The 19,185-nt window shown below is 70.2% G+C and carries 19 protein-coding genes; 18 read left to right on the forward strand and 1 reads right to left on the reverse strand.

The genetic code is table 11. The annotated features are described in order from the left end of the window. The first annotated feature begins 148 nt into the window (after window positions 1-148). Genes pyrR through AB0H36_RS29345 form a run of 9 tightly spaced genes read left to right on the forward strand, consistent with a single transcriptional unit; the run spans window position 149 to window position 10,791 of the window. Window positions 149-739 carry a bifunctional pyr operon transcriptional regulator/uracil phosphoribosyltransferase PyrR gene (pyrR, locus tag AB0H36_RS29305; RefSeq protein ID WP_360530432.1) on the forward strand — a complete coding sequence of 197 codons (591 nt, stop codon included), beginning with the start codon at window positions 149-151 and terminating at the stop codon, window positions 737-739. Further along, entirely contained in the window at window positions 739-1,674 is a 936-nt protein-coding gene (locus AB0H36_RS29310) for an aspartate carbamoyltransferase catalytic subunit (protein ID WP_360530435.1), read from the forward strand. Before pyrR ends, AB0H36_RS29310 begins: the two co-directional genes overlap by 1 nt. Next, complete coding sequence (locus AB0H36_RS29315; protein ID WP_360530438.1) at window positions 1,671-2,963, forward strand: dihydroorotase; 1,293 nt, start codon at window positions 1,671-1,673, stop codon at window positions 2,961-2,963. The genes AB0H36_RS29310 and AB0H36_RS29315 overlap by 4 nt, the downstream gene beginning before the upstream one ends. Beyond that, window positions 2,960-3,466 (forward strand): hypothetical protein, encoded by a 507-nt coding sequence (locus tag AB0H36_RS29320; protein WP_360530441.1) that lies wholly within the window; start codon window positions 2,960-2,962, stop codon window positions 3,464-3,466. The genes AB0H36_RS29315 and AB0H36_RS29320 overlap by 4 nt, the downstream gene beginning before the upstream one ends. Continuing rightward, on the forward strand, window positions 3,463-4,596 hold the full coding sequence (carA, locus tag AB0H36_RS29325) for a glutamine-hydrolyzing carbamoyl-phosphate synthase small subunit (RefSeq protein WP_360530444.1): 1,134 nt from the start codon (window positions 3,463-3,465) through the stop codon (window positions 4,594-4,596). The genes AB0H36_RS29320 and carA overlap by 4 nt, the downstream gene beginning before the upstream one ends. Further along, window positions 4,596-7,901 carry a carbamoyl-phosphate synthase large subunit gene (gene carB, locus AB0H36_RS29330; RefSeq protein WP_360530447.1) on the forward strand — a complete coding sequence of 1,102 codons (3,306 nt, stop codon included), beginning with the start codon at window positions 4,596-4,598 and terminating at the stop codon, window positions 7,899-7,901. Before carA ends, carB begins: the two co-directional genes overlap by 1 nt. Beyond that, a complete protein-coding gene (locus tag AB0H36_RS29335; RefSeq protein ID WP_360530450.1) occupies window positions 7,894-8,931 on the forward strand; it encodes a quinone-dependent dihydroorotate dehydrogenase in 1,038 nt (345 codons plus the stop codon). Before carB ends, AB0H36_RS29335 begins: the two co-directional genes overlap by 8 nt. Then, entirely contained in the window at window positions 8,928-9,764 is an 837-nt protein-coding gene (gene pyrF, locus AB0H36_RS29340; RefSeq protein ID WP_360530453.1) for an orotidine-5'-phosphate decarboxylase, read from the forward strand. Before AB0H36_RS29335 ends, pyrF begins: the two co-directional genes overlap by 4 nt. A 19-nt stretch (window positions 9,765-9,783) precedes the next feature. Continuing rightward, complete coding sequence (locus AB0H36_RS29345) at window positions 9,784-10,791, forward strand: DUF4037 domain-containing protein (RefSeq protein ID WP_360530456.1); 1,008 nt, start codon at window positions 9,784-9,786, stop codon at window positions 10,789-10,791. Here the strand turns inward: AB0H36_RS29345 and AB0H36_RS29350 are convergent. After that, window positions 10,788-11,642: a LysR family transcriptional regulator gene (locus AB0H36_RS29350; RefSeq protein ID WP_360530459.1), complete on the reverse strand. Its 855-nt coding sequence runs from the start codon at window positions 11,640-11,642 to the stop codon at window positions 10,788-10,790. The genes AB0H36_RS29345 and AB0H36_RS29350 overlap by 4 nt on opposite strands. 68 nt (window positions 11,643-11,710) lie before the next feature. On the opposite strand from AB0H36_RS29350, the gene AB0H36_RS29355 reads away from it, so the two are divergent. From AB0H36_RS29355 to metK, 9 genes are all read left to right on the forward strand, one after another. Next, complete coding sequence (locus tag AB0H36_RS29355; RefSeq protein WP_360530462.1) at window positions 11,711-12,673, forward strand: EamA family transporter; 963 nt, start codon at window positions 11,711-11,713, stop codon at window positions 12,671-12,673. Window positions 12,674-12,681: 8 nt separating this feature from the next. Beyond that, window positions 12,682-13,053: a hypothetical protein gene (locus AB0H36_RS29360; RefSeq protein ID WP_360530465.1), complete on the forward strand. Its 372-nt coding sequence runs from the start codon at window positions 12,682-12,684 to the stop codon at window positions 13,051-13,053. A 185-nt stretch (window positions 13,054-13,238) separates the two neighbouring features. Next, window positions 13,239-13,613 carry a hypothetical protein gene (locus AB0H36_RS29365; RefSeq protein ID WP_360530468.1) on the forward strand — a complete coding sequence of 125 codons (375 nt, stop codon included), beginning with the start codon at window positions 13,239-13,241 and terminating at the stop codon, window positions 13,611-13,613. Between the two features lie 127 nt (window positions 13,614-13,740). Continuing rightward, complete coding sequence (gene mihF, locus AB0H36_RS29370) at window positions 13,741-14,055, forward strand: integration host factor, actinobacterial type (RefSeq protein WP_132320042.1); 315 nt, start codon at window positions 13,741-13,743, stop codon at window positions 14,053-14,055. 92 nt (window positions 14,056-14,147) lie between these two features. Next, window positions 14,148-14,720 (forward strand): guanylate kinase, encoded by a 573-nt coding sequence (gene gmk, locus AB0H36_RS29375; RefSeq protein ID WP_360530563.1) that lies wholly within the window; start codon window positions 14,148-14,150, stop codon window positions 14,718-14,720. A 28-nt stretch (window positions 14,721-14,748) separates the two neighbouring features. Further along, on the forward strand, window positions 14,749-15,051 hold the full coding sequence (gene rpoZ / locus AB0H36_RS29380; RefSeq protein ID WP_360530471.1) for a DNA-directed RNA polymerase subunit omega: 303 nt from the start codon (window positions 14,749-14,751) through the stop codon (window positions 15,049-15,051). Window positions 15,052-15,087: 36 nt separating this feature from the next. Next, window positions 15,088-16,401: a bifunctional phosphopantothenoylcysteine decarboxylase/phosphopantothenate--cysteine ligase CoaBC gene (gene coaBC / locus AB0H36_RS29385; protein ID WP_360530473.1), complete on the forward strand. Its 1,314-nt coding sequence runs from the start codon at window positions 15,088-15,090 to the stop codon at window positions 16,399-16,401. A 194-nt stretch (window positions 16,402-16,595) separates the two neighbouring features. Further along, window positions 16,596-17,711, forward strand: a complete 1,116-nt coding sequence (locus AB0H36_RS29390; RefSeq protein WP_360530476.1) for a crosslink repair DNA glycosylase YcaQ family protein — start codon at window positions 16,596-16,598, stop codon at window positions 17,709-17,711. Between the two features lie 197 nt (window positions 17,712-17,908). Beyond that, on the forward strand, window positions 17,909-19,102 hold the full coding sequence (gene metK / locus AB0H36_RS29395; RefSeq protein WP_360530479.1) for a methionine adenosyltransferase: 1,194 nt from the start codon (window positions 17,909-17,911) through the stop codon (window positions 19,100-19,102). Window positions 19,103-19,185 lie beyond the last annotated feature (83 nt).

The following is a 19,185-nucleotide window of genomic DNA, read 5'->3' on the forward strand; positions in this document are numbered from 1 at the left end:
GGTGAAACCCCCCTCGGTTACACAGAGTAACAATATTCTGGGCGCGAGGCCAGCGTCAAGACGGCGTGTCACTTCCGATACCATGTCAAGCGGTCCGAACGTCCTTTAAAGACCCGTCCAGAGAGGCGGGAAAGGAGGAACGGTAGCGATGAGCCATGCCCACGACGGCGCGCCCAAACGCGGCAGCCGCACGGTCCTGGACGCTTCCGACATTTCCCGGGCACTGACCCGGATCGCGCACGAGATCCTCGAGCGCAACCGCGGCGCCGACCCGGTCGTCCTGCTCGGCATCCCCACTCGCGGCGTTCCGCTGGCCGCCCGGATCTCGGCCCGGATCGCGGCGGTCGAGGGGCAGAGCGTGCCGACAGGGTCACTCGATGTGACGATGTACCGCGACGACATCGGCCTCAAACCACCCCGCGGCCTCGAGCACACCGACATCCCGGCGGACGGGATCGACGGCAAGGTCGTCGTCCTGGTCGACGACGTGCTGTTCTCCGGCCGCACCATCCGGGCCGCGCTGGACGCGATCGGCGACATCGGCCGGCCGCGCGCGGTCCAGCTCGCGGTCCTGGTCGACCGCGGCCACCGGGAGCTGCCGATCCGCGCCGACTACGTGGGCAAGAACCTGCCCACCTCGCTGGTCGAGCGGGTCACCGTGCACCTGACCGAGTACGACGACCAGGACGCGGTGCTGATCGCGGACAAGACCGCGGACAAGACGAAGGTGGGGGCGTGATGAGGCATCTACTCAGCGCGGGTGACCTGAGCCGGGACGAGGCGAACCTGATCCTGGACACGGCCGAGGAGATGCGGTCGCTGGCCGACCGGCCGATCAAGAAGCTGCCGGCGCTGCGCGGCCGGACCGTGGTGAACCTGTTCTTCGAGGACTCCACCCGGACCCGGATCTCGTTCGAGGCGGCGGCCAAGCGGCTGTCGGCCGACGTGATCAACTTCTCCGCCAAGGGCTCGAGTGTCAGCAAGGGCGAGAGCCTGAAGGACACCGCGCTCACCCTGCAGGCGATGGGCGCCGACGGCGTCGTCTGCCGGCATGGCTCGTCCGGCGCGCCGCACCTGCTGGCCACGTCGGGCTGGATGACCGGCTCGGTGGTCAACGCCGGGGACGGCACCCACGAGCACCCGACCCAGGCGCTGCTGGACGCGTTCACGATGCGCCGCCACCTCGGCTCGCTGGACGGCCGCCGGATCACGATCGTCGGCGACGTCCTGCACTCCCGGGTGGCCCGGTCGAACGTGCTGCTGCTCTCGACGCTGGGCGCCGAGGTGACCGTGGTCGCGCCGCCGACGCTGCTCCCGGTCGACATGCGCAACTGGCCGTGCGTCACGTCGTACGACCTGGACGCGAATCTGGCCAAGAGCGACGCGGTGATGATGCTGCGGGTCCAGCGGGAGCGGATGAACGACGCGTTCTTCCCGAGCGCCCGCGAGTACACCCGCCGCTACGGCCTGGACGTGCACCGGATGGCGCAACTGCCGGACGAGGCGATCGTGCTGCACCCCGGCCCGATGAACCGCGGGATGGAGATCAGCGCCGAGGTCGCCGACTCGACCCGCTCGGTCATCGTCGAACAAGTGACCAACGGGGTCGCCATCCGGATGGCGGTCCTCTACCTCTTGCTGTCCGGAACCAACGACGAGGAGTCGAACGCGTGAGCGCCTACCTGATCACCGGAGCCAAGATTCTGGGCGGTGAGGTGGCGGATCTGCTGGTCGACAACGGCGAGATCGTTGCTGTCGGCACCAACCTCGAAGCGCCGGCCGACGCCGAGACCGTCGACGCCAAGGGACTGGTCGCGCTGCCTGGCCTGGTCGACCTGCACACCCACCTGCGCGAGCCCGGCCGTGAGGACGCCGAGACCGTGCTCACCGGCACCCGGGCCGCGGCGATGGGCGGGTTCACCGCCGTCTTCGCGATGGCCAACACCGATCCGGTCGCCGACACCGCCGGTGTGGTCGAGCAGGTCTGGCGCCTCGGTCGCGACGCCGGGTACGCCGACGTCTTCCCGATCGGCGCGGTCACGGTCGGCCGGAAGGGCACCCAGCTCGCCGAGCTCGGCGCGATGGCGGACTCGGCGGCCCGGGTCCGGGTGTTCTCCGACGACGGCGACTGCGTCTGGGACGCCGCGCTGATGCGCCGGGCGCTGGAGTACGTGAAGGCGTTCGGCGGCGTGATCGCCCAGCACGCGCAGGAGCCGCGGCTCACCCAGGGCGCGCAGATGAACGAGGGCGCGCTGTCCGGCGTCCTCGGCCTGACCGGCTGGCCGAGTGTCGCCGAGGAGGCGATCATCGCCCGCGACATCCTGCTGAACGCGCACGTCGGCTCGAAGCTGCACATCTGCCACCTGTCCACCAAGGGCTCGGTGGAGATCGTCCGGGCCGCGAAGAAGCGCGGGTACGAGGTGACCGCCGAGGTCACCCCGCACCACCTGCTGCTGACCGAGGACCTGGCCGCCTCCTACAACCCGGTCTACAAGGTGAACCCGCCGCTGCGGACCAAGGAGGACGTCGAGGCGGTCCGCGAGGGCCTGGCCGACGGCACCATCGACATCGTCGCCACCGACCACGCGCCGCACCCGGTCGAGGACAAGGACTGCGAGTGGAGCGCGGCCGCGTTCGGCATGCTCGGCCTGGAGACGGCGCTCAGCGTGGTCCAGCACGCGATGGTCGACACCAAGCTGATGACCTGGGCCGACGTCGCCGACCGGATGAGCTACCGGCCGGCGGAGATCGGCCAGGTCGCCGACCACGGCCGGCCGCTCGAGGCCGGCGCCGCCGCCAACCTGGTCCTGGTCGACCCGTCGGCCGAGCGGACCGTCGTACCGGGGGAGTCCGCGTCGCTGTCGCGGAACACGCCGTTCGACGGGATGACGCTGCCGGGCCAGGTCGTGGCGACCTTCCTGCGCGGCACACCGACTGTGCTGAACGGGAAGCTCGCCCGGTGAAGGCCTTCCTGGGCGTTCTCGGCACGTTGCTGGTCATCGCGGCCGGCTACTGGGCCATGTACCGGGGCTGGCGGAACCGCCAGGCCCGGCAGATCGACCTGGCGCCGCTGCCCGAGGCGCCGGCCGATGACAAAGGCGTTTTCTCCCAACGGGGAGTGGAGGGCGTCTACGTCGCCACCACCTCGGCCGGCGACTGGATGGACCGGATCGCCGTGCACGAACTGGGCGTCCGCAGCACCGCGGACCTGGCCGTCAGTGAGGCCGGCCTGATCTTCCATCGGCAGGGCGCGGCGGATGTCTTCATCCCCGTGGACCACCTGACCGGCGTCCGGACCGACCGCGGGATCGCCGGCAAGGTGACCGCGGAGAAGTCCGGCCTGGTGGTGGTCACCTGGAACCACGACGGCCGCGCGCTCGACACCGGGTTCCGGCCGCGCCGCAAGGCCGACACCGCCGCCCTGACCGAATCCATCTCGACCCTGATCGGAGCCGAGCAGAAATGAGCCAGCCTGCCCATCAGCCTGCGCTGCTGGTCCTGGAGGACGGCCGCAGCTTCGCGGGGACGTCGTACGGGGCGACCGGCGAGACCTTCGGCGAGGCGGTGTTCTCCACCGGGATGACCGGCTACCAGGAGACGCTGACCGACCCGTCGTACCACCGGCAGATCGTCACCCAGACCGCGCCGCACATCGGCAACACCGGAGTCAACGACGAGGACGACGAGTCGCAGAAGATCTGGGTCGCGGGGTACGTCGTCCGCGACCCGGCCCGGGTGCCGTCGAACTGGCGCGCCACCCGCTCGCTGGACGACCAGCTGAAATCCCAGGGCATCGTCGGGATCTCCGGCATCGACACCCGAGCGCTGACCCGGCACCTGCGCGAGCGCGGAGCGATGCGGGCCGGGATCTCGACCGAGGTCCTCGACCCGGAGACGCTGCTGGAGAAGGTGCTGCAGCAGCCGCCGATGGTCGGCGCCGACCTGGCCACCGAGGTGACCACGTTCGAGCCGTACGTCGTCCCCGCGGAAGGCGAGAAGCGGTTCACCGTCGTCGCGCTCGACCTCGGGATCAAGTCGATGACGCCGAAGCGGATGGCCGAGCGCGGTATCGAGGTGCACGTGCTGCCGGCCACCGCGACGCTGGCGGAGATCCTCGAGCGCAACCCGGACGGCGTCTTCATGAGCAACGGTCCCGGCGACCCGGAGACCACCGAGCACCCGACCGAGCTGCTGAAGGCGCTGCTGGAGCAGAACACGCCGTACTTCGGGATCTGCTTCGGCAACCAGGTGTTCGGCCGCGCGCTCGGACTCGGCACCTTCAAGCTGAAGTACGGGCACCGCGGCATCAACCAGCCGGTGCTCGACCGGGCCACCGGCAAGGTCGAGATCACCGCGCAGAACCATGGCTTCGCCGTCGACGCGCCGATCGAGGAGACCGTCGAGACGCCGTACGGCACCGCCGAGGTCAGTCATGTGTCCCTGAACGACAACGTGGTCGAAGGACTCCGCCTGACCGGGAAGGACGGCCGCGTGCTGGCCTTCTCGGTCCAGTACCACCCGGAGGCAGCCGCGGGTCCGCACGACTCCGCGTACCTGTTCGACCGGTTCGTCGAGCTGATGGAGGGACGGGCCTGATGCCACGTCGTACAGACATCGATTCGGTCCTGGTGATCGGCTCCGGCCCGATCGTGATCGGCCAGGCCTGCGAGTTCGACTACTCCGGGACCCAGGCCTGCCGGGTGCTCAAGGAGGAGGGTTTCCGGGTCGTCCTGGTGAACTCCAACCCGGCCACGATCATGACCGACCCGGAGTTCGCCGACGCCACCTACGTCGAGCCGATCACCCCGGAGTACGTCGAGAAGGTGATCGAGAAGGAGCGCCCGAACGCGCTGCTCGCGACCCTGGGCGGCCAGACCGCGCTGAACGCGGCGATTGCCCTGCACGACAACGGCGTACTGGAGAAGTACGGCGTGGAGCTGATCGGCGCGTCCGTGGACGCGATCCAGCGCGGTGAGAACCGGGAGTCGTTCAAGCAGATCGTCGAGAGGCTCGGGGCCGAGGTGGCCCGGTCGCGGATCTGCCACACCATCGACGACGTGCTCGGCGCGGCCGCCGAGCTCGGCTACCCGCTGGTGGTGCGGCCGTCGTTCACGATGGGCGGCGTCGGCTCCGGGATGGCCTACGACGAGGCCGACCTGCGCCGGATCGCCGGCGCCGGTCTGCACGCGAGTCCGACCACCGAGGTGCTGATCGAGGAGTCGATCCTCGGCTGGAAGGAGTACGAGCTGGAGGTGATGCGCGACAAGGCCGACAACGTCGTGATCATCTGCTCGATCGAGAACGTCGACCCGATGGGCGTGCACACCGGCGACTCGGTCACGGTCGCCCCGGCGATGACGCTGACCGACCGCGAGTACCAGGTGATGCGGGACCTGGCCATCGGCATCATCCGCGAGGTCGGCGTCGACACCGGCGGCTGCAACATCCAGTTCGCGGTGAACCCGGCCGACGGCCGGCTGATCGTGATCGAGATGAACCCGCGGGTGTCCCGGTCGTCCGCGCTGGCGTCGAAGGCGACCGGCTTCCCGATCGCCAAGATCGCCGCCAAGGTCGCGATCGGCTACACCCTGGACGAGATCCCGAACGACATCACCCGGCAGACGCCGGCCAGCTTCGAGCCGACGCTGGACTACGTGGTGGTGAAGGTGCCGCGGTTCGCGTTCGAGAAGTTCCCGGCCGCGGACGCCACGCTGACCACGCACATGAAGAGCGTCGGTGAGGCGATGGCGATCGGCCGGAACTACACCGAGGCGCTGCAGAAGGCGCTGCGCTCGCTGGAGAAGCCGGAGGCGCGATTCTCCTGGGCCGGCTCGCCGGCCACCGAACTGGAGCCGTTGCTCGAGGAGATCACGACGCCGCACGACGGCCGGCTGCGGACGATCATGGACGCGATCCGGGCCGGTGCCACGCCGGAGCAGATCTTCGACAACACCAAGATCGACCCGTGGTTCGTCGACCAGCTCTACCTGATCCACGAGACCGCGCTCCAGGTCGCGGCCGCGCCGCGGCTCACCCCGGAGGTGCTGCGGCTGGCCAAGCGGCACGGGTTCTCGGACCTGCAGCTGGCCGAGATCCGCGGGCTGACCGAGGACGTCGTCCGCGGGGTCCGGCAGGCGCTCGGGATCCGGCCGGTCTACAAGACGGTCGACACCTGTGCGGCCGAGTTCAAGGCCGAGACGCCGTACCACTACTCGTCGTACGACGAGGAGACCGAGGTCGCACCGCGGGACACTCCGGCCGTGCTGATCCTCGGCTCCGGGCCGAACCGGATCGGGCAGGGGATCGAGTTCGACTACTCCTGCGTGCACGCGTCGATGGCGCTGCGCGAGGCCGGCTATTGCACGGTGATGGTGAACTGCAACCCGGAGACGGTCTCGACCGACTACGACACCTCCGACCGGCTGTACTTCGAGCCGCTCACCTGTGAGGACGTGCTCGAGATCGTGTACGCCGAGCTGCAGGCCGGCCCGGTCGCCGGAGTCATCGTGCAGCTCGGCGGCCAGACGCCGCTCGGTCTGGCGCAGCGGCTCGCCGACGCCGGTGTGCCGATCGTCGGGACGTCGCCGGAGGCCATCCACCTGGCCGAGGAGCGGGGCGCGTTCGGCAAGGTGCTCGCGGACGCGAAGCTGCCGGCGCCGAAGCACGGTACGGCGATGTCGGCCGACGAGGCGCACGGGGTGGCCCTGGAGATCGGGTTCCCGGTGCTGGTCCGGCCGTCGTACGTGCTCGGCGGACGCGGGATGGAGATCGTCTACAGCTCGGCCGAGCTCACCGCCGCGCTGGAGCGGCTGAGTGGCGGGTTCGGGTCGTGGGAGCACCCGGTGCTGATCGACCGGTTCCTGGACGACGCGGTCGAGATCGACGTGGACGGGCTGTTCGACGGCGACGAGCTCTTCCTCGGCGGCGTGATGGAGCACATCGAGGAAGCGGGTGTGCACTCCGGCGACTCGTCCTGCGCGCTGCCGCCGATCACGCTCGGGAACGCCGACATCGAGAAGATCCGTCAGTCGACCGAGGCGATCGCTCGCGGTGTCGGCGTCCGCGGCCTGCTGAACGTGCAGTACGCGCTCGCCGGCGACGTGCTCTACGTGCTGGAGGCGAATCCGCGCGCGTCCCGGACCGTGCCGTTCGTGTCGAAGGCGACCGCGACCCCGCTGGCGAAGGCGGCGGCCCGGGTGATGCTCGGTTCGACGATCGCCGAGCTCCGGGCCGAGGGCATGCTGCCGGCCACAGGCGACGGTGGGACGCTGCCGACCTCGACGCCGATCGCGGTCAAGGAAGCCGTGATGCCGTTCAACCGGTTCCGGACCGTTGACGGCCGCTCGGTGGACACCGTGCTCGGGCCGGAGATGCGCTCGACCGGTGAGGTGATGGGCGTCGACGACACCTTCGGCACGGCGTTCGCCAAGTCGCAGGCGGCGGCGTCGCAGCCGCTGCCCGGCTCCGGCAAGGTGTTCGTGTCGGTCGCGAACCGGGACAAGCGGCACATGATCTTCCCGGTGAAGCGGCTGGCCGACCTGGGCTTCCACATCTACGCGACCGAAGGTACGGCGGACGTGCTGCGGCGCAACGGGGTCGAGGCGGTCACGGTGCGCAAGAGCAGCCAGGGACCAGGTCCGAACGGCGAGCCGACGATCGTGCAGATGGTCCAGGACGGTGAGCTCCAGCTGATCGTCAACACCCCGATCGGCATCACCCAGGGCGGTTCGCCGCGACTGGACGGGTACGAGATCCGCACCGCGGCGGTGGCCCGCAACATCCCGTGCATCACCACGGTGCAGGGGCTGGCGGCAGCCGTACAGGGGATCGAGGCGCAGCAGGCCGGGGACATCGGCGTCCGGTCGCTGCAGGACTGGGTGTCGAGGATCCGCGGTGTATAGGAAGGTCGTTCGGCCGGTCCTGTACCGGCTGGGCCGCGGAGACGCGGAGGTCGCGCACGAGCAGACGCTCGCCGGCCTCCGGCTCCTCGGCCGCATCCCCGGCACGCCGCGTGCCGGGGCCCGCCTGTCCGGCTCGACCGCCGCGTCATCCCGCACCGTCTTCGGCATTCGCTTCCCGTCACCCGTCGGGCTCGCGGCCGGAATGGACAAGAACGGCGTCGCGCTGCGCGCCTGGCCGGCGCTGGGCTTCGGCTTCGTCGAGGTCGGCACCGTCACGGCGCATCCGCAACCTGGCAACGAGAAGCCCAGGCTGTTCCGGCTGGTCGAGCACGAGGCCGTGATCAACCGGATGGGGTTCAACAACCTCGGCAGCGAGGCGCTGGCCGCGCGGCTGGCGGCGTACGGCGACCTCGGCTACCCGCTCGGGATCTCGATCGGCAAGTCGAAGGTGACCCCGCTGGAGGACGCGGTCGAGGACTACGTGACCTCGCTGCGCCGGCTCTACCGGTACGGCGACTACTTCGCAGTCAACGTGAGCTCGCCGAACACGCCGGGGCTGCGGGCGCTGCAGGACGCCGGGCACTTACGCGAGTTGCTGACCGCTCTCCACGCCGAAGCCTTGGCGCTGAGTGCCGGCGGGCTGGCCGGGAAGCCGATCCTGGTGAAGATCGCGCCGGACCTGACCTCGTCGGCGATCGACGAGCTGCTCGGCGTCTGCACCGACGTCGGGATCGCCGGGATCATCGCCACCAACACGACCATCGGCCGGCCGGGCGTCGAGTCGCACCCGCTGGCCGCCGAGACCGGCGGGCTGTCCGGGCGGCCGCTGACCGAGACGGCGGCCAAGACGGTTGCCCACATCCACGCCGAGACCGGGGGAGCGCTGCCGATCATCGGGGTCGGCGGCATCCTCGAGCCCACCGACGCGGTCCGGCTCGTCGACGCCGGCGCCAGCCTGGTCCAGCTCTACACCGGCCTCATCTACCGCGGGCCCGGCCTGGTCCGCCGCATCAACAGGAGCTTGCCATGAGCAATGAACCCTTCGGCGCCCGGCTGCGGTCCGCGATGGACACGCGCGGGCCGTTGTGCGTCGGGATCGACCCGCACGCGCACCTGCTGGAGGCCTGGGGCCTGCCGGACACCCCGGAGGGCCTGGCGTCGTTCACATACGGCGTGGTCGACGCGCTGGCCGACCGGGTCGCGGTGTTCAAGCCGCAGTCGGCGTTCTTCGAGCGGTTCGGGTCCGCGGGGATCGCGGTCCTCGAGCAGGCGACGACCCGGCTGCGGGACGCGGGCGCGCTGGTGATCATCGACGCGAAGCGCGGTGACATCGGGTCGACGATGGCCGGGTACGCGTCGGCGTACCTGGCGGAGAAGGGGCCGTTGGCGTGTGACGCGCTGACGGTCAGCCCGTACCTCGGGTTCGGGTCGTTGCAGCCGGCCATCGACGAGGCGCGGGCAGCCGGCGCTGGGCTGTTCGTGCTCGCGCTGACGTCGAACCCGGAGGGCCCGCAGTTCCAGTCCGCGCGCACCGTCGCCGGTCCGACGGTGGCGGGCGCCGTACTCGACGGCCTGCGCGCTCTGAACGCGGACGCCGACGATCTCGGGTCCTTCGGGGCCGTGGTCGGCGCGACCATCGCTTCGACCGACGAGAACCTCGACATCAACGGTCCGCTGCTGGCTCCTGGGCTCGGCGCGCAGGGCGGCACGGCCGAGGGGCTGGTCGCGGTCTTCGGGTCGGCGGTGCGCAACGTCGTACCGGCGAGCTCCCGGGAGATCCTCGGCGCCGGCCCGTCGGCCGACGCCCTCCAGGACGCGGCCGCCCGCGCAGTCGACGCCTACCGGGCGGTCCTCAGCTACTGAGCGCCGTACCGTTCTCGGTATGAGTGCTTTCGTGCCCGGCCTGGAGCTGAGCCGGCGGTTCTACACCGAGGCGGTCGCGCCCGCGATCGCGGCGTCGTGCCCGGGTCTGCCCTACGCTGCCGCGGTGCTCGGCCGGGGGTCGGAGGTGCTTGGCTTCGACGACGAGATGTCGGGCGACCACAACTCGGAGCCGCGGGTCGAGCTGTTCCTGCGCAAGGAGGACCGGACCCGGCACGCCGCGCTCGACGAGGTGCTGCGCCGGGACGTCCCCGCGGAGTTCGCGGACCGGGCGACGCAGTTCGCGGTGCACACCGTCCGGGGCTACTTCCTGGAGCAGCTCGACTTCGACGTGGAGAGCGAGATCGCGCCGCGGGACTGGTTCACGTTCCCGGAGCCGCACCTGCGGATGCTGACCGCCGGCGCGGTCTTCCACGACGAGGTCGGTCTGCAGGCGGTCCGGAACCGGTTCGCGTACTACCCGCGCGACGTGTGGCTCTACCTGCAGGTCGCGGCCTGGTGGCGGGTCCATCCGGAGACCAACCTGGCCGGCCGGGCCGGGTTCGTCGGGGACGAGCTCGGGTCGGCGCTGATCGGGGCGCAGCTCGTGGAGGACCTGATGCGGCTGTGCTTCCTGATCGAGCGGCAGTACGCGCCGTACTCGAAGTGGTTCGGTACGGCGTTCTCGCGGCTGCCCTGCGCGGACGACCTGGCGCCACTGTTCGGCAAGGTGCTGCGGGCCGAGTCGTGGCAGCAGCGCGAGGACGCGCTGATGGCGGCGTACTCGGGCGTGGCCGAGCTGCACAACCGGCGGAGGGTCACCGCACCCGTGACGACCGGGATCGAGCAGATGTGGGACCGGCCGTTCAAGGTGGTCTGGGGCGACTTCCCGGGCGCGCTGCTGGCCGAGATCAAGGACCCGGAGGTACGGCGGATCGCGGAACGCTGGCCGGTCGGCGGGATCGACCGGATCCGAAACGTTCTCTGGGCCGCTCGCGATCGCCGTCGCGTAGTGGCGCTGTTCGACTAGGCGTCCTGGTACAGGCTGGTGATCAGGGTGACCGCGGCCTGGGTCGCCGGGTGTGGGTCCTCGCGGTGCCAGATGAGGTGGACGTCGACCGGCGGCGCGTCGCGGACCGGGCGGTAGACGACGCCGTCGCGGCGGTACTGCGTGACGGTCGCCTGCGGTGTCAGGCCGACGTACCGACCGGCGGCGATCGCCGCGAGCCAGTCGTCGACGTCGTGGGTGTACTCGAACTCCGGCCGGGACCCTTCCGGCCAGAGGTCCGCGGTGGTGCTTCCGGTACGGCGGTCGATCGCAAGCCGGCGGCCCCGGAGCTGATCCAGGGTCAGGGTGCGCTTCTTCGCCAGCGGGTCGTCGGCGGCCAGAGCGCAGTACCTGCGTTCACTCGCGACCGTCGTGTGCGCGAAGCGCTTCAGGTCGACGTGCGACCGCACGATGGCCAGGTCGCAGAGCCCTTCGGCCAGTCCGCCGGTGGCCGTGTTGGTTCGCACCAGCTGCAGCTCGACGTCTGGATGCTCGGCGGCCCAGCGCTTCTGGAACTCGGCCGTGTGCCGCCCGACCGCCGACCAGGCATGACCGACCCGCAACCGGGTGTGCCCGGTCGTTGCCTCCCGCACCAACTCGTCCACCTCGGCCAGCACCTGCCGGGCCCGTGCCAGCACCTGGACGCCGGCCGTCGTCGGCGTGATCGTCCGGCTGGTCCGATGCAGCAGCCGCACGCCGAGCGCCTGCTCGAGGCTCAGCAGGTTCCGCGACACCGCGGCCTGCGAGACCTTCAACTCGATCGCCGCATCCGTGAACGTCCCCGCGTCCACGATCGCGACCAGGCAGCGCAACTGCCGGAGCTCCACATCCATGACTCCAGCGTATAGATCCGCCGGTTGGTGCATTTTGCCGCGACAACCGCCGGACCGACCCTCGAAGCATGCGCAAAGACCGGATGAGCGGTGTGGTGATGATGCTCGGCAGCGGGCTGTCGACCCAGGTAGGCGCGTCCCTGGGTGCCTTGGCGTTCCCGGTGATCGGGCCGGTCGGGGTGGTGGCGGTTCGGCAGTGGATCGCCGGCGCCGTGCTGCTGGCGGTCGGGCGACCGCAGCTGCGCGCGATCACGGCCCGGCAGTGGCGGCTGGTGATCGGGTTGGCGTTGGTGTTCGCGGTGATGAACCTGTCGCTGTACACCGCGATCGAGCGGATCGGGCTCGGCCTGGCGGTGACGCTGGAGTTCTTGGGGCCGTTGGCCGTTGCACTGCTCGGGTCCCGGCGGGTGGTCGACCTGGTGTGCGCGCTGGCCGTGGCGCCTGCCGTCGTACTGCTGACCCGGCCGCAGGCGACCACGGACTACCTGGGTATCGGGCTCGGACTGCTGGCGGCTGCCTGCTGGGCGTCGTACATCCTGCTCAACCGCCGCATGGGGCGAGAGTTCACCGGCGTGCAAGGCGTTGGCGCCGCGGCTGCGGTGTCCGGGCTGGGGTACGTGCCGATCGGGATCTGGGCCCTCTGGCACCACCGGCCGACGCCCACGACCCTCGCGTACGCCGTCGCGGCCGGTCTGCTGTCGTCCGCCGTACCGTTCCTCGTCGACCTGCTCACGCTGCGGCGGGTGCCGGCGCAGTTCTTCGGCGTCTTCATGAGCGTGAACCCGGTGCTCGCCGCGCTGGTCGGACTGGTGGTGCTCGGCCAGCGGCTCGGCTCGCTCGACTGGCTGGCCATCGGGGTGATCGTGGGCACCAACGCGGTGGCGTTGTCGGCCGGGCGACGCGGCACATCACGGCGCGGTTCCAGTCCGCGGGTGCGACGTTCTTCACGGCGCGCCCTGCGTGCTGGTGACCCCGGGGTTCGGGAGGGTTGCGGAGCGAGAGGGAGAGCGGTTCTCCCCGCGGAACAGTAAGGAACGGAATGCGTAAGGTTGCGGCCCTCGCGGCGGTAGTGACAATGGGCGTCGGAACGTTGACGGCGTGCTCGGGCGGCGACTACTGCAGCGAGCTGCAGAACTATGCCGAGTCGGTCAAGGACCTCGACATCAAGGACTCCGCGGCGGTCGACAAGATGCTGTCCGAGGCCAAGAAGGTCTCGAAGTCGGCGCCGGACGATCTGAAGGACGACTGGAAGATCGTCATCGACTACGCCGAGAAGGCGAAGGACGCCAACGGCGACACCGGGAAGCTGACCGAGCTCGCCAAGAGCGACGGCGACAAGATCGCCCCGGCGTTCGACGCGATCAGCAAGCAGGCCAAGGACACGTGCAAGGTCACCGTCACCGACTCCTGACCGACGGCGTCATGACGGGCCGGGTGCGCAGCGAGCGGCACCCGGCCCGCCGTACGTCCGGCACTGCTGACAGGCACCGGACGGGTGCGGAAAGTATCCGTTTCGGATGGTTTGGTCACCAGCTGTAACGTCGAGGCCAGCACCCCCGAGGACCGACCTCCCGACCCCCGAGGATGATGAGATCCGTGAAGCGAACTCTCGCCGTCGCCGCGACGCTGCTCGCCGGCACCGCCACCCTGACCGCGTGCACCGAGGAGCAGGCCTACTGCGTCGACCTCGCCGGGTACGCCGCGAACGCGGTCAACGTGGACCCGCAGAACCCGGCCGACTACACCAAGATCCTCGAGGACGCGAAGAAGCTGCAGGCTTCCGCGCCCGCCGACGTGAAGGACGACTGGGGCGTCGTGGTGGCGTTCGCCGAGAAGGCCAAGGCGGCGGGCACGGACCGTGTCGAGCTGGCTCGGCTGAGTCAGCAGACCGGCTCGGTGATGACGGCGTACAAGACGATCAGCACGCATGCCAAGGACTCCTGCAAGGTGGACGTGCCGCAGCTGAGCTGAGCCGGCCGCTGTGAGTGGAACGATCGATTCGCCCGAGACGCCCGGCTGACGGCCGCTCCTGCGCCGTGACCTGCCCGAACCCGTGTTAGGTTCCCTTGCGAAGCCACACAACGGGACAGGTGAAACGGTGCCACTTCCTTCTTTGACCCCGGAGCAGCGAGCGGCGGCTCTGGACAAGGCCGCGGCGGCGCGGCGTGAACGAGCCGAGATCAAGAACCGGATCCGGCATTCGGGAGCGTCTCCGACGGAGGTGCTCCACGAGGGACAGACCAACGACGTGATCGGCAAGATGCGGGTCAGTGCGCTGCTGCAGTGCATCCCCGGCGTGGGCAAGGTCCGCGCCCAGCAGATCATGGAACGCGCGGGGATCTCGGAGACGCGGCGGGTGCGCGGCCTCGGCTCCAACCAGATCGCCGCCCTCGAACGCGAATTCGCCGAGTGAGCCAGACCAAGACCAAGACCCCGGTCGGCTCGTTGGACACTGGTGTGAACATGACTGCGAACGTGACCACGCACAGGACGGACGACGCGACCATGGCTCCGCGGCAGACCTCGCCCCGCACGGCCCGGCTGACCGTGCTGGCCGGGCCGACCGCGGTCGGCAAGGGGACGGTGGCGGCGGAGATCCGGGAGCGGTTCCCCGAGATCTGGATCTCGGTGTCGGCGACGACCCGCAAGCCGCGGCCGGGTGAGGTGCACGGGGTGCACTACCTGTTCGTGTCGGACGAGGAGTTCGACCGGATGATCGCCGACGGTGAGCTGCTCGAGTGGGCGGTGGTGCACAAGGCGGCCCGGTACGGGACGCCGAAGCGGCCGGTGCTGGACAAGCTCGCCGAGGGCCGCCCGGCGCTGCTGGAGATCGACCTGCAGGGCGCCCGCCAGGTCCGCGAGACGATGCCGGACGCGCAGTTCGTCTTCCTCGCCCCGCCGAGCTGGGACGAACTGGTCCGCCGGCTGGTCGGCCGCGGCACCGAGACGGCCGAGGAGCGCGAACGCCGGCTGGAGACCGCGACCCTGGAACTGGCCGCCGAGAAGGAGTTCGACGTGACGATCGTGAACGCCTCGGTTCGGGAGGCTGCCGATCAGTTGGTAAAGTTGATCCGATAACCCCTTCCATTCCTGGAAAGAGCTGAACTTGTCTGGCAACCAGCCCGTCGCCATCGGCATCACCTCCCCGCCGATCGACGACCTGCTCACCCGCACCGACTCCAAGTACAAGCTGGTGCTCTACTCGGCCAAGCGGGCGCGGCAGATCAACGCCTACTACTCCCAGCTCGGCGAGGGCCTGCTGGAGTATGTCGGTCCGCTGGTCGAGACCCACGTCCAGGAGAAGCCGCTCTCGATCGCGATGCGCGAGATCAACGAGGGCGTGCTGACCTGCACCGACATCGACCCCGAGGCCGAGGCGGAAGCCGCCGCCGCGGAGAAGTCCGCGTAACCGACCCTCCATGACGACCGGGGAACGGGGTCTCTGATGTCCGGAACCGGTGCAGAGCAGACCCCTGGGACCACAGAGGCCCCAGGGGACTCTGTCGTTCCCGCCCAGGAACCGGCCAAGCACCGGCCGAACGTGGTGCTCGGAGTCGGTGGCGGCATCGCGGCGTACAAGGTCTGTGACCTGCTCCGGCGGCTGACCGAGTCCGGGCACAGCGTGCGGGTGGTGCCGACGGCGGCCGCGCTGGAGTTCGTGGGGGCGGCGACCTGGGCTGCGCTGTCCGGTCAGCCGGTGACCGCGGACCCGTTCGACGACGTGCAGGAGGTTCCGCACGTCCGGATCGGCAAGGCCGCCGAGCTCGTCGTGGTCGCCCCGGCCACGGCCAACCTGATCGCCAAGGCCGCGCACGGCCTGGCCGACGACCTGCTCACGAACACGCTGCTGACGGCTCGCTGCCCGATCCTGTTCGCGGCCGCGATGCACACCGAGATGTGGGAGCACCCGGCCACCCAGGCCAACGTCGCCACCCTCCGGTCCCGCGGCATCACGGTGCTCGAGCCCGCGGTCGGCCGGCTCACCGGCGCCGACACCGGTCGCGGCCGGCTGCCCGAGCCGTCCGAGATCTTCGCGATCAGCCAGTTGATGCTCGCCGACGAGGCTGCCCGGGCCGCCGGGCAGGCGGTCGCCGACCTGACCGGCAAGCACGTCCTGATCAGCGCCGGCGGCACCCGCGAGTACCTGGACCCGGTCCGCTACCTCGGCAACTCCTCGTCCGGCAAGCAGGGCTACGCGCTGGCCCGGATCGCCGCCGCCCGCGGCGCCAAGGTGACCCTGGTCGCGGCGAACTCCGAGCTGCCCGACCCGGCCGGCGTCCAGGTCGTCCCGGTGACGAGCGCCCGGGACCTGTACGACGAGATCACCGGCCGCGCGGGTGACGCGGACGCGATCGTGATGGCCGCGGCCCCGGCGGACTTCCGGCCGGCCGACGTCGCCGAGCACAAGATCAAGAAGACCGCCGACGGCGCGGTCCCGGCGGTCAGCCTGGTGCAGAACCCGGACATCCTGCAGACGATCTCGCACGACCGCCGCCGCGCCGGCCAGGTGATCGTCGGGTTCGCGGCCGAGACCGGCGACGCGGAGCACAGCGTGCTCGAGCTCGGCCGGGCCAAGCTGGAGCGCAAGGGCTGCGACCTGCTGGTGGTGAACGACGTCTCCGGCGGCAAGGTCTTCGGCAGCGACGTCAACGAGGCCGTCATCCTCGACACCGACGGCAACGCCCTCCCCGTCCCCTCCGGCTCCAAAGACGCCCTGGCCGGCGTGATCTGGAACCTAGTAGCCACCCACTGGCCCTAACCCCGCCCCCGCCCCCGCCTCCGCCCCGCCCCGCCCCCGCCCCCGCGAGGGGATATCCGTTCGTGGTGGGGGTTCTCCCTTCGCAGACGAGGGGAGAACCCGGCGTGCCGGGGGATATCCCCTCGAGCGCCGGGGCGGGTGGGCGGGGAGTAAGAGGTCAGGTTCTGGCCGGTTCTGGGGCTAGCGTCGGGGGTATGGAGATCTCGTGGCGGGCGGTGGTTGGGCGGCGGATGCGGCGGCATCACCTGGCTGGTGACCCGGCCGGCTCGGCGGCGGACGCCGTACGGGCTATGTGTGGGGCGCATGCGCAGGTGCTGTCGGCGGGGGAGGTGTCGGTAGCGGTCCGGCTCGACGGGGCGACCCGGGAGACGGTGCAGCAGGCTGACGGCCTGGTGAAGACGTTCGGGCCGCGGGGGACCGTGCACCTACTGCCTCTCGACGATCTGCCGCTGTGGACGGGCGCACTCTCGGCGCTGCCGCCTGGGACACCGGTCCCGGAGTACATGCGGCTGACGCCCGAGCAACGCGCCGAGATCATCATCGCGATCGGTGACGCGCTGACTGACGACGACCTGACTGTCGACGACCTGACAGTGGAAGTCGTACGGCGTGCCGGCGACTGGGCCGGTGATCTCGTGATGCCCGCCTTCCAGACCTACTGGCCGCGCTGGCGGCAGGTGATCCCGGACGCCGCCAACGCGGGCGTCCTCTGTTACGGACCGAATCGCGGCCGGCTGACGACGTACTCGAACCCGCATCGCTTCAAGCCGTTCGAGCCACTGCCCGGCGACGAGGCGTTCACCGAGCTCCTGCACCGATACCTGTACTCCTACGGTCCCGCGACGCCGCAGCAGTTCGCCCGCTGGCTCAACACCAGCCCCGCGTTTGTGAAGCCGTACTTCGCCGACCTGCCCCAGGTGGAGCTCGCAGGCCAACCCGCCTGGCACGCGCCAGGCGACGGCGACTTCCCGGACGACCCGGTCCGCGGGGTCCGCCTGCTGCCGTACTTCGACGCGTACGGCGTCGGCAGCTTCCCGCGTGAGCTGCTCTTCCCGGGTACGGCGTTCACCCGCGCGCTCGCCCGCGGTCAGGCCGGCAACTACCCGCTGCTCCTGGTCGACGGCATCGTCGCCGGGGTCTGGCACCACAAGAAGTCCGGCCGCAAGGTGCACGTCACCGTCGAGTCGCTGATCACGCTGAGCGGCACCCGGCGCCGGCTGCTCGACGCCGAGGTGGACCGGTTGGCTGCGATGCTGGACTGCACACCATCACTCACCCTGGGCGACGTGACGGTCGGCCCGCACGCCTGACATCGGTCCTCATGTCCAAAATATGATCAGCAATCTCGAATCCTGGACGGATTCGGAGCGTCACCGGGACTGCGGGGAAAACTGCTGGCATACTTCCCAGATGCATCGCCATCCGCCGGTGCATGGGGGGATCGTGCGGTTGTAGCTGCGGTTCGTGGTCACAGTCGCGCGGCACAAGAGGAATCCGAGGGAGAATTGTGGCGAGCCGCCTTTTCACGTCCGAGTCGGTGACCGAGGGTCACCCGGACAAGATCGCTGACCAGATCAGCGACTCCATCCTCGACGCGTTGCTGGCCGAGGACCCGAAGAGCCGCGTCGCGGTCGAGACCCTGGTCACCACGGGGCTGGTCGTGGTCGCAGGTGAGGTCACCACGTCGGCGTACGTCGACATCCCGGGGATCGTGCGGGCGCGCATCCTCGAGATCGGCTACGACTCCTCGCTGAAGGGGTTCGACGGCGCGTCCTGTGGTGTCACGGTGGCCATCGGCAGTCAGTCGGCGGACATCGCGCAGGGCGTCGACACGGCGTACGAGACGCGCGCGGACGCGTCCCAGGACGCTCTGGACCTGCAGGGGGCGGGGGACCAGGGCCTGATGTTCGGCTACGCGTCGAACGAGACGCCGGAGCTGATGCCGCTGCCGATCACCATCGCGCACCGGCTGTCGGCGCGGCTGTCCGAGGTCCGCAAGGACGGCACGATGGCCTACCTGCGCCCGGACGGCAAGACCCAGGTCACGGTCGAGTACGACGGTGACAAGGCGGTCCGGATCGACACCGTGGTGGTGTCCAGCCAGCACGCGGCCGACATCAGCCTGGACTCGATGCTGACCCCGGACATCAAGAAGCACGTCGTCGACCCGGTGCTCGAGCAGTTCGACATCGACTCGACCGGCTACAAGCTGCTGGTGAACCCGACCGGGCGGTTCGAGATCGGCGGCCCGATGGGCGACGCCGGCCTCACCGGCCGGAAGATCATCATCGACACCTACGGCGGAATGGCCCGGCACGGCGGCGGCGCGTTCTCCGGCAAGGACCCGTCGAAGGTGGACCGCTCGGCGGCGTACGCGATGCGCTGGGTGGCCAAGAACATCGTCGCCGCGGGGCTGGCGGACCGGGTCGAGTGCCAGGTCGCGTACGCGATCGGCAAGGCCGCGCCGGTCGGCTTCTACGTCGACACCTTCGGCACCGAGAAGGTGCCGGTGGCCCAGATCAGCGACGCGGTCCGCGAGGTGTTCGACCTGCGGCCGGCCGCGATCATCCGGGACCTGGACCTGCTCCGGCCGATCTACGCCCAGACCGCGCGCAACGGCCACTTCGGCCGCACCGGCGAGGACTTCACCTGGGAGCGCACCGACCGGGTCGAGGAGCTCAAGGCCGCGATCAACAAGTAACTCCGTTCTGCCTGCGACCCGGCTGTTGTCCACAGCCGGGTCGCGGCATTCCCACGCACTGTCGTCCCGGCCGTCTAGAGTTT

Source organism: Kribbella sp. NPDC050820 (assembly GCF_040653975.1).
In the GTDB taxonomy this organism is placed as follows: domain Bacteria; phylum Actinomycetota; class Actinomycetes; order Propionibacteriales; family Kribbellaceae; genus Kribbella.

Bases quoted from the DNA above. Each gene is read 5' to 3' on its own strand.
- carA (WP_360530444.1), top strand. From the start codon at position 3,463: ATGAGCCAGCCTGCCCATCAGCCTGCGCTGCTGGTCCTGGAGGACGGC.
- pyrR (WP_360530432.1), top strand. From the start codon at position 149: ATGAGCCATGCCCACGACGGCGCGCCCAAACGCGGCAGCCGCACGGTC.
- carB (WP_360530447.1), top strand. From the start codon at position 4,596: ATGCCACGTCGTACAGACATCGATTCGGTCCTGGTGATCGGCTCCGGC.
- AB0H36_RS29345 (WP_360530456.1), top strand. From the start codon at position 9,784: ATGAGTGCTTTCGTGCCCGGCCTGGAGCTGAGCCGGCGGTTCTACACC.
- AB0H36_RS29355 (WP_360530462.1), top strand. From the start codon at position 11,711: ATGCGCAAAGACCGGATGAGCGGTGTGGTGATGATGCTCGGCAGCGGG.
- pyrF (WP_360530453.1), top strand. From the start codon at position 8,928: ATGAGCAATGAACCCTTCGGCGCCCGGCTGCGGTCCGCGATGGACACG.
- coaBC (WP_360530473.1), top strand. From the start codon at position 15,088: ATGTCCGGAACCGGTGCAGAGCAGACCCCTGGGACCACAGAGGCCCCA.
- gmk (WP_360530563.1), top strand. From the start codon at position 14,148: ATGGCTCCGCGGCAGACCTCGCCCCGCACGGCCCGGCTGACCGTGCTG.
- AB0H36_RS29310 (WP_360530435.1), top strand. From the start codon at position 739: ATGAGGCATCTACTCAGCGCGGGTGACCTGAGCCGGGACGAGGCGAAC.
- AB0H36_RS29390 (WP_360530476.1), top strand. From the start codon at position 16,596: ATGGAGATCTCGTGGCGGGCGGTGGTTGGGCGGCGGATGCGGCGGCAT.
- AB0H36_RS29360 (WP_360530465.1), top strand. From the start codon at position 12,682: ATGCGTAAGGTTGCGGCCCTCGCGGCGGTAGTGACAATGGGCGTCGGA.
- AB0H36_RS29350 (WP_360530459.1), bottom strand. From the start codon at position 11,642: ATGGATGTGGAGCTCCGGCAGTTGCGCTGCCTGGTCGCGATCGTGGAC.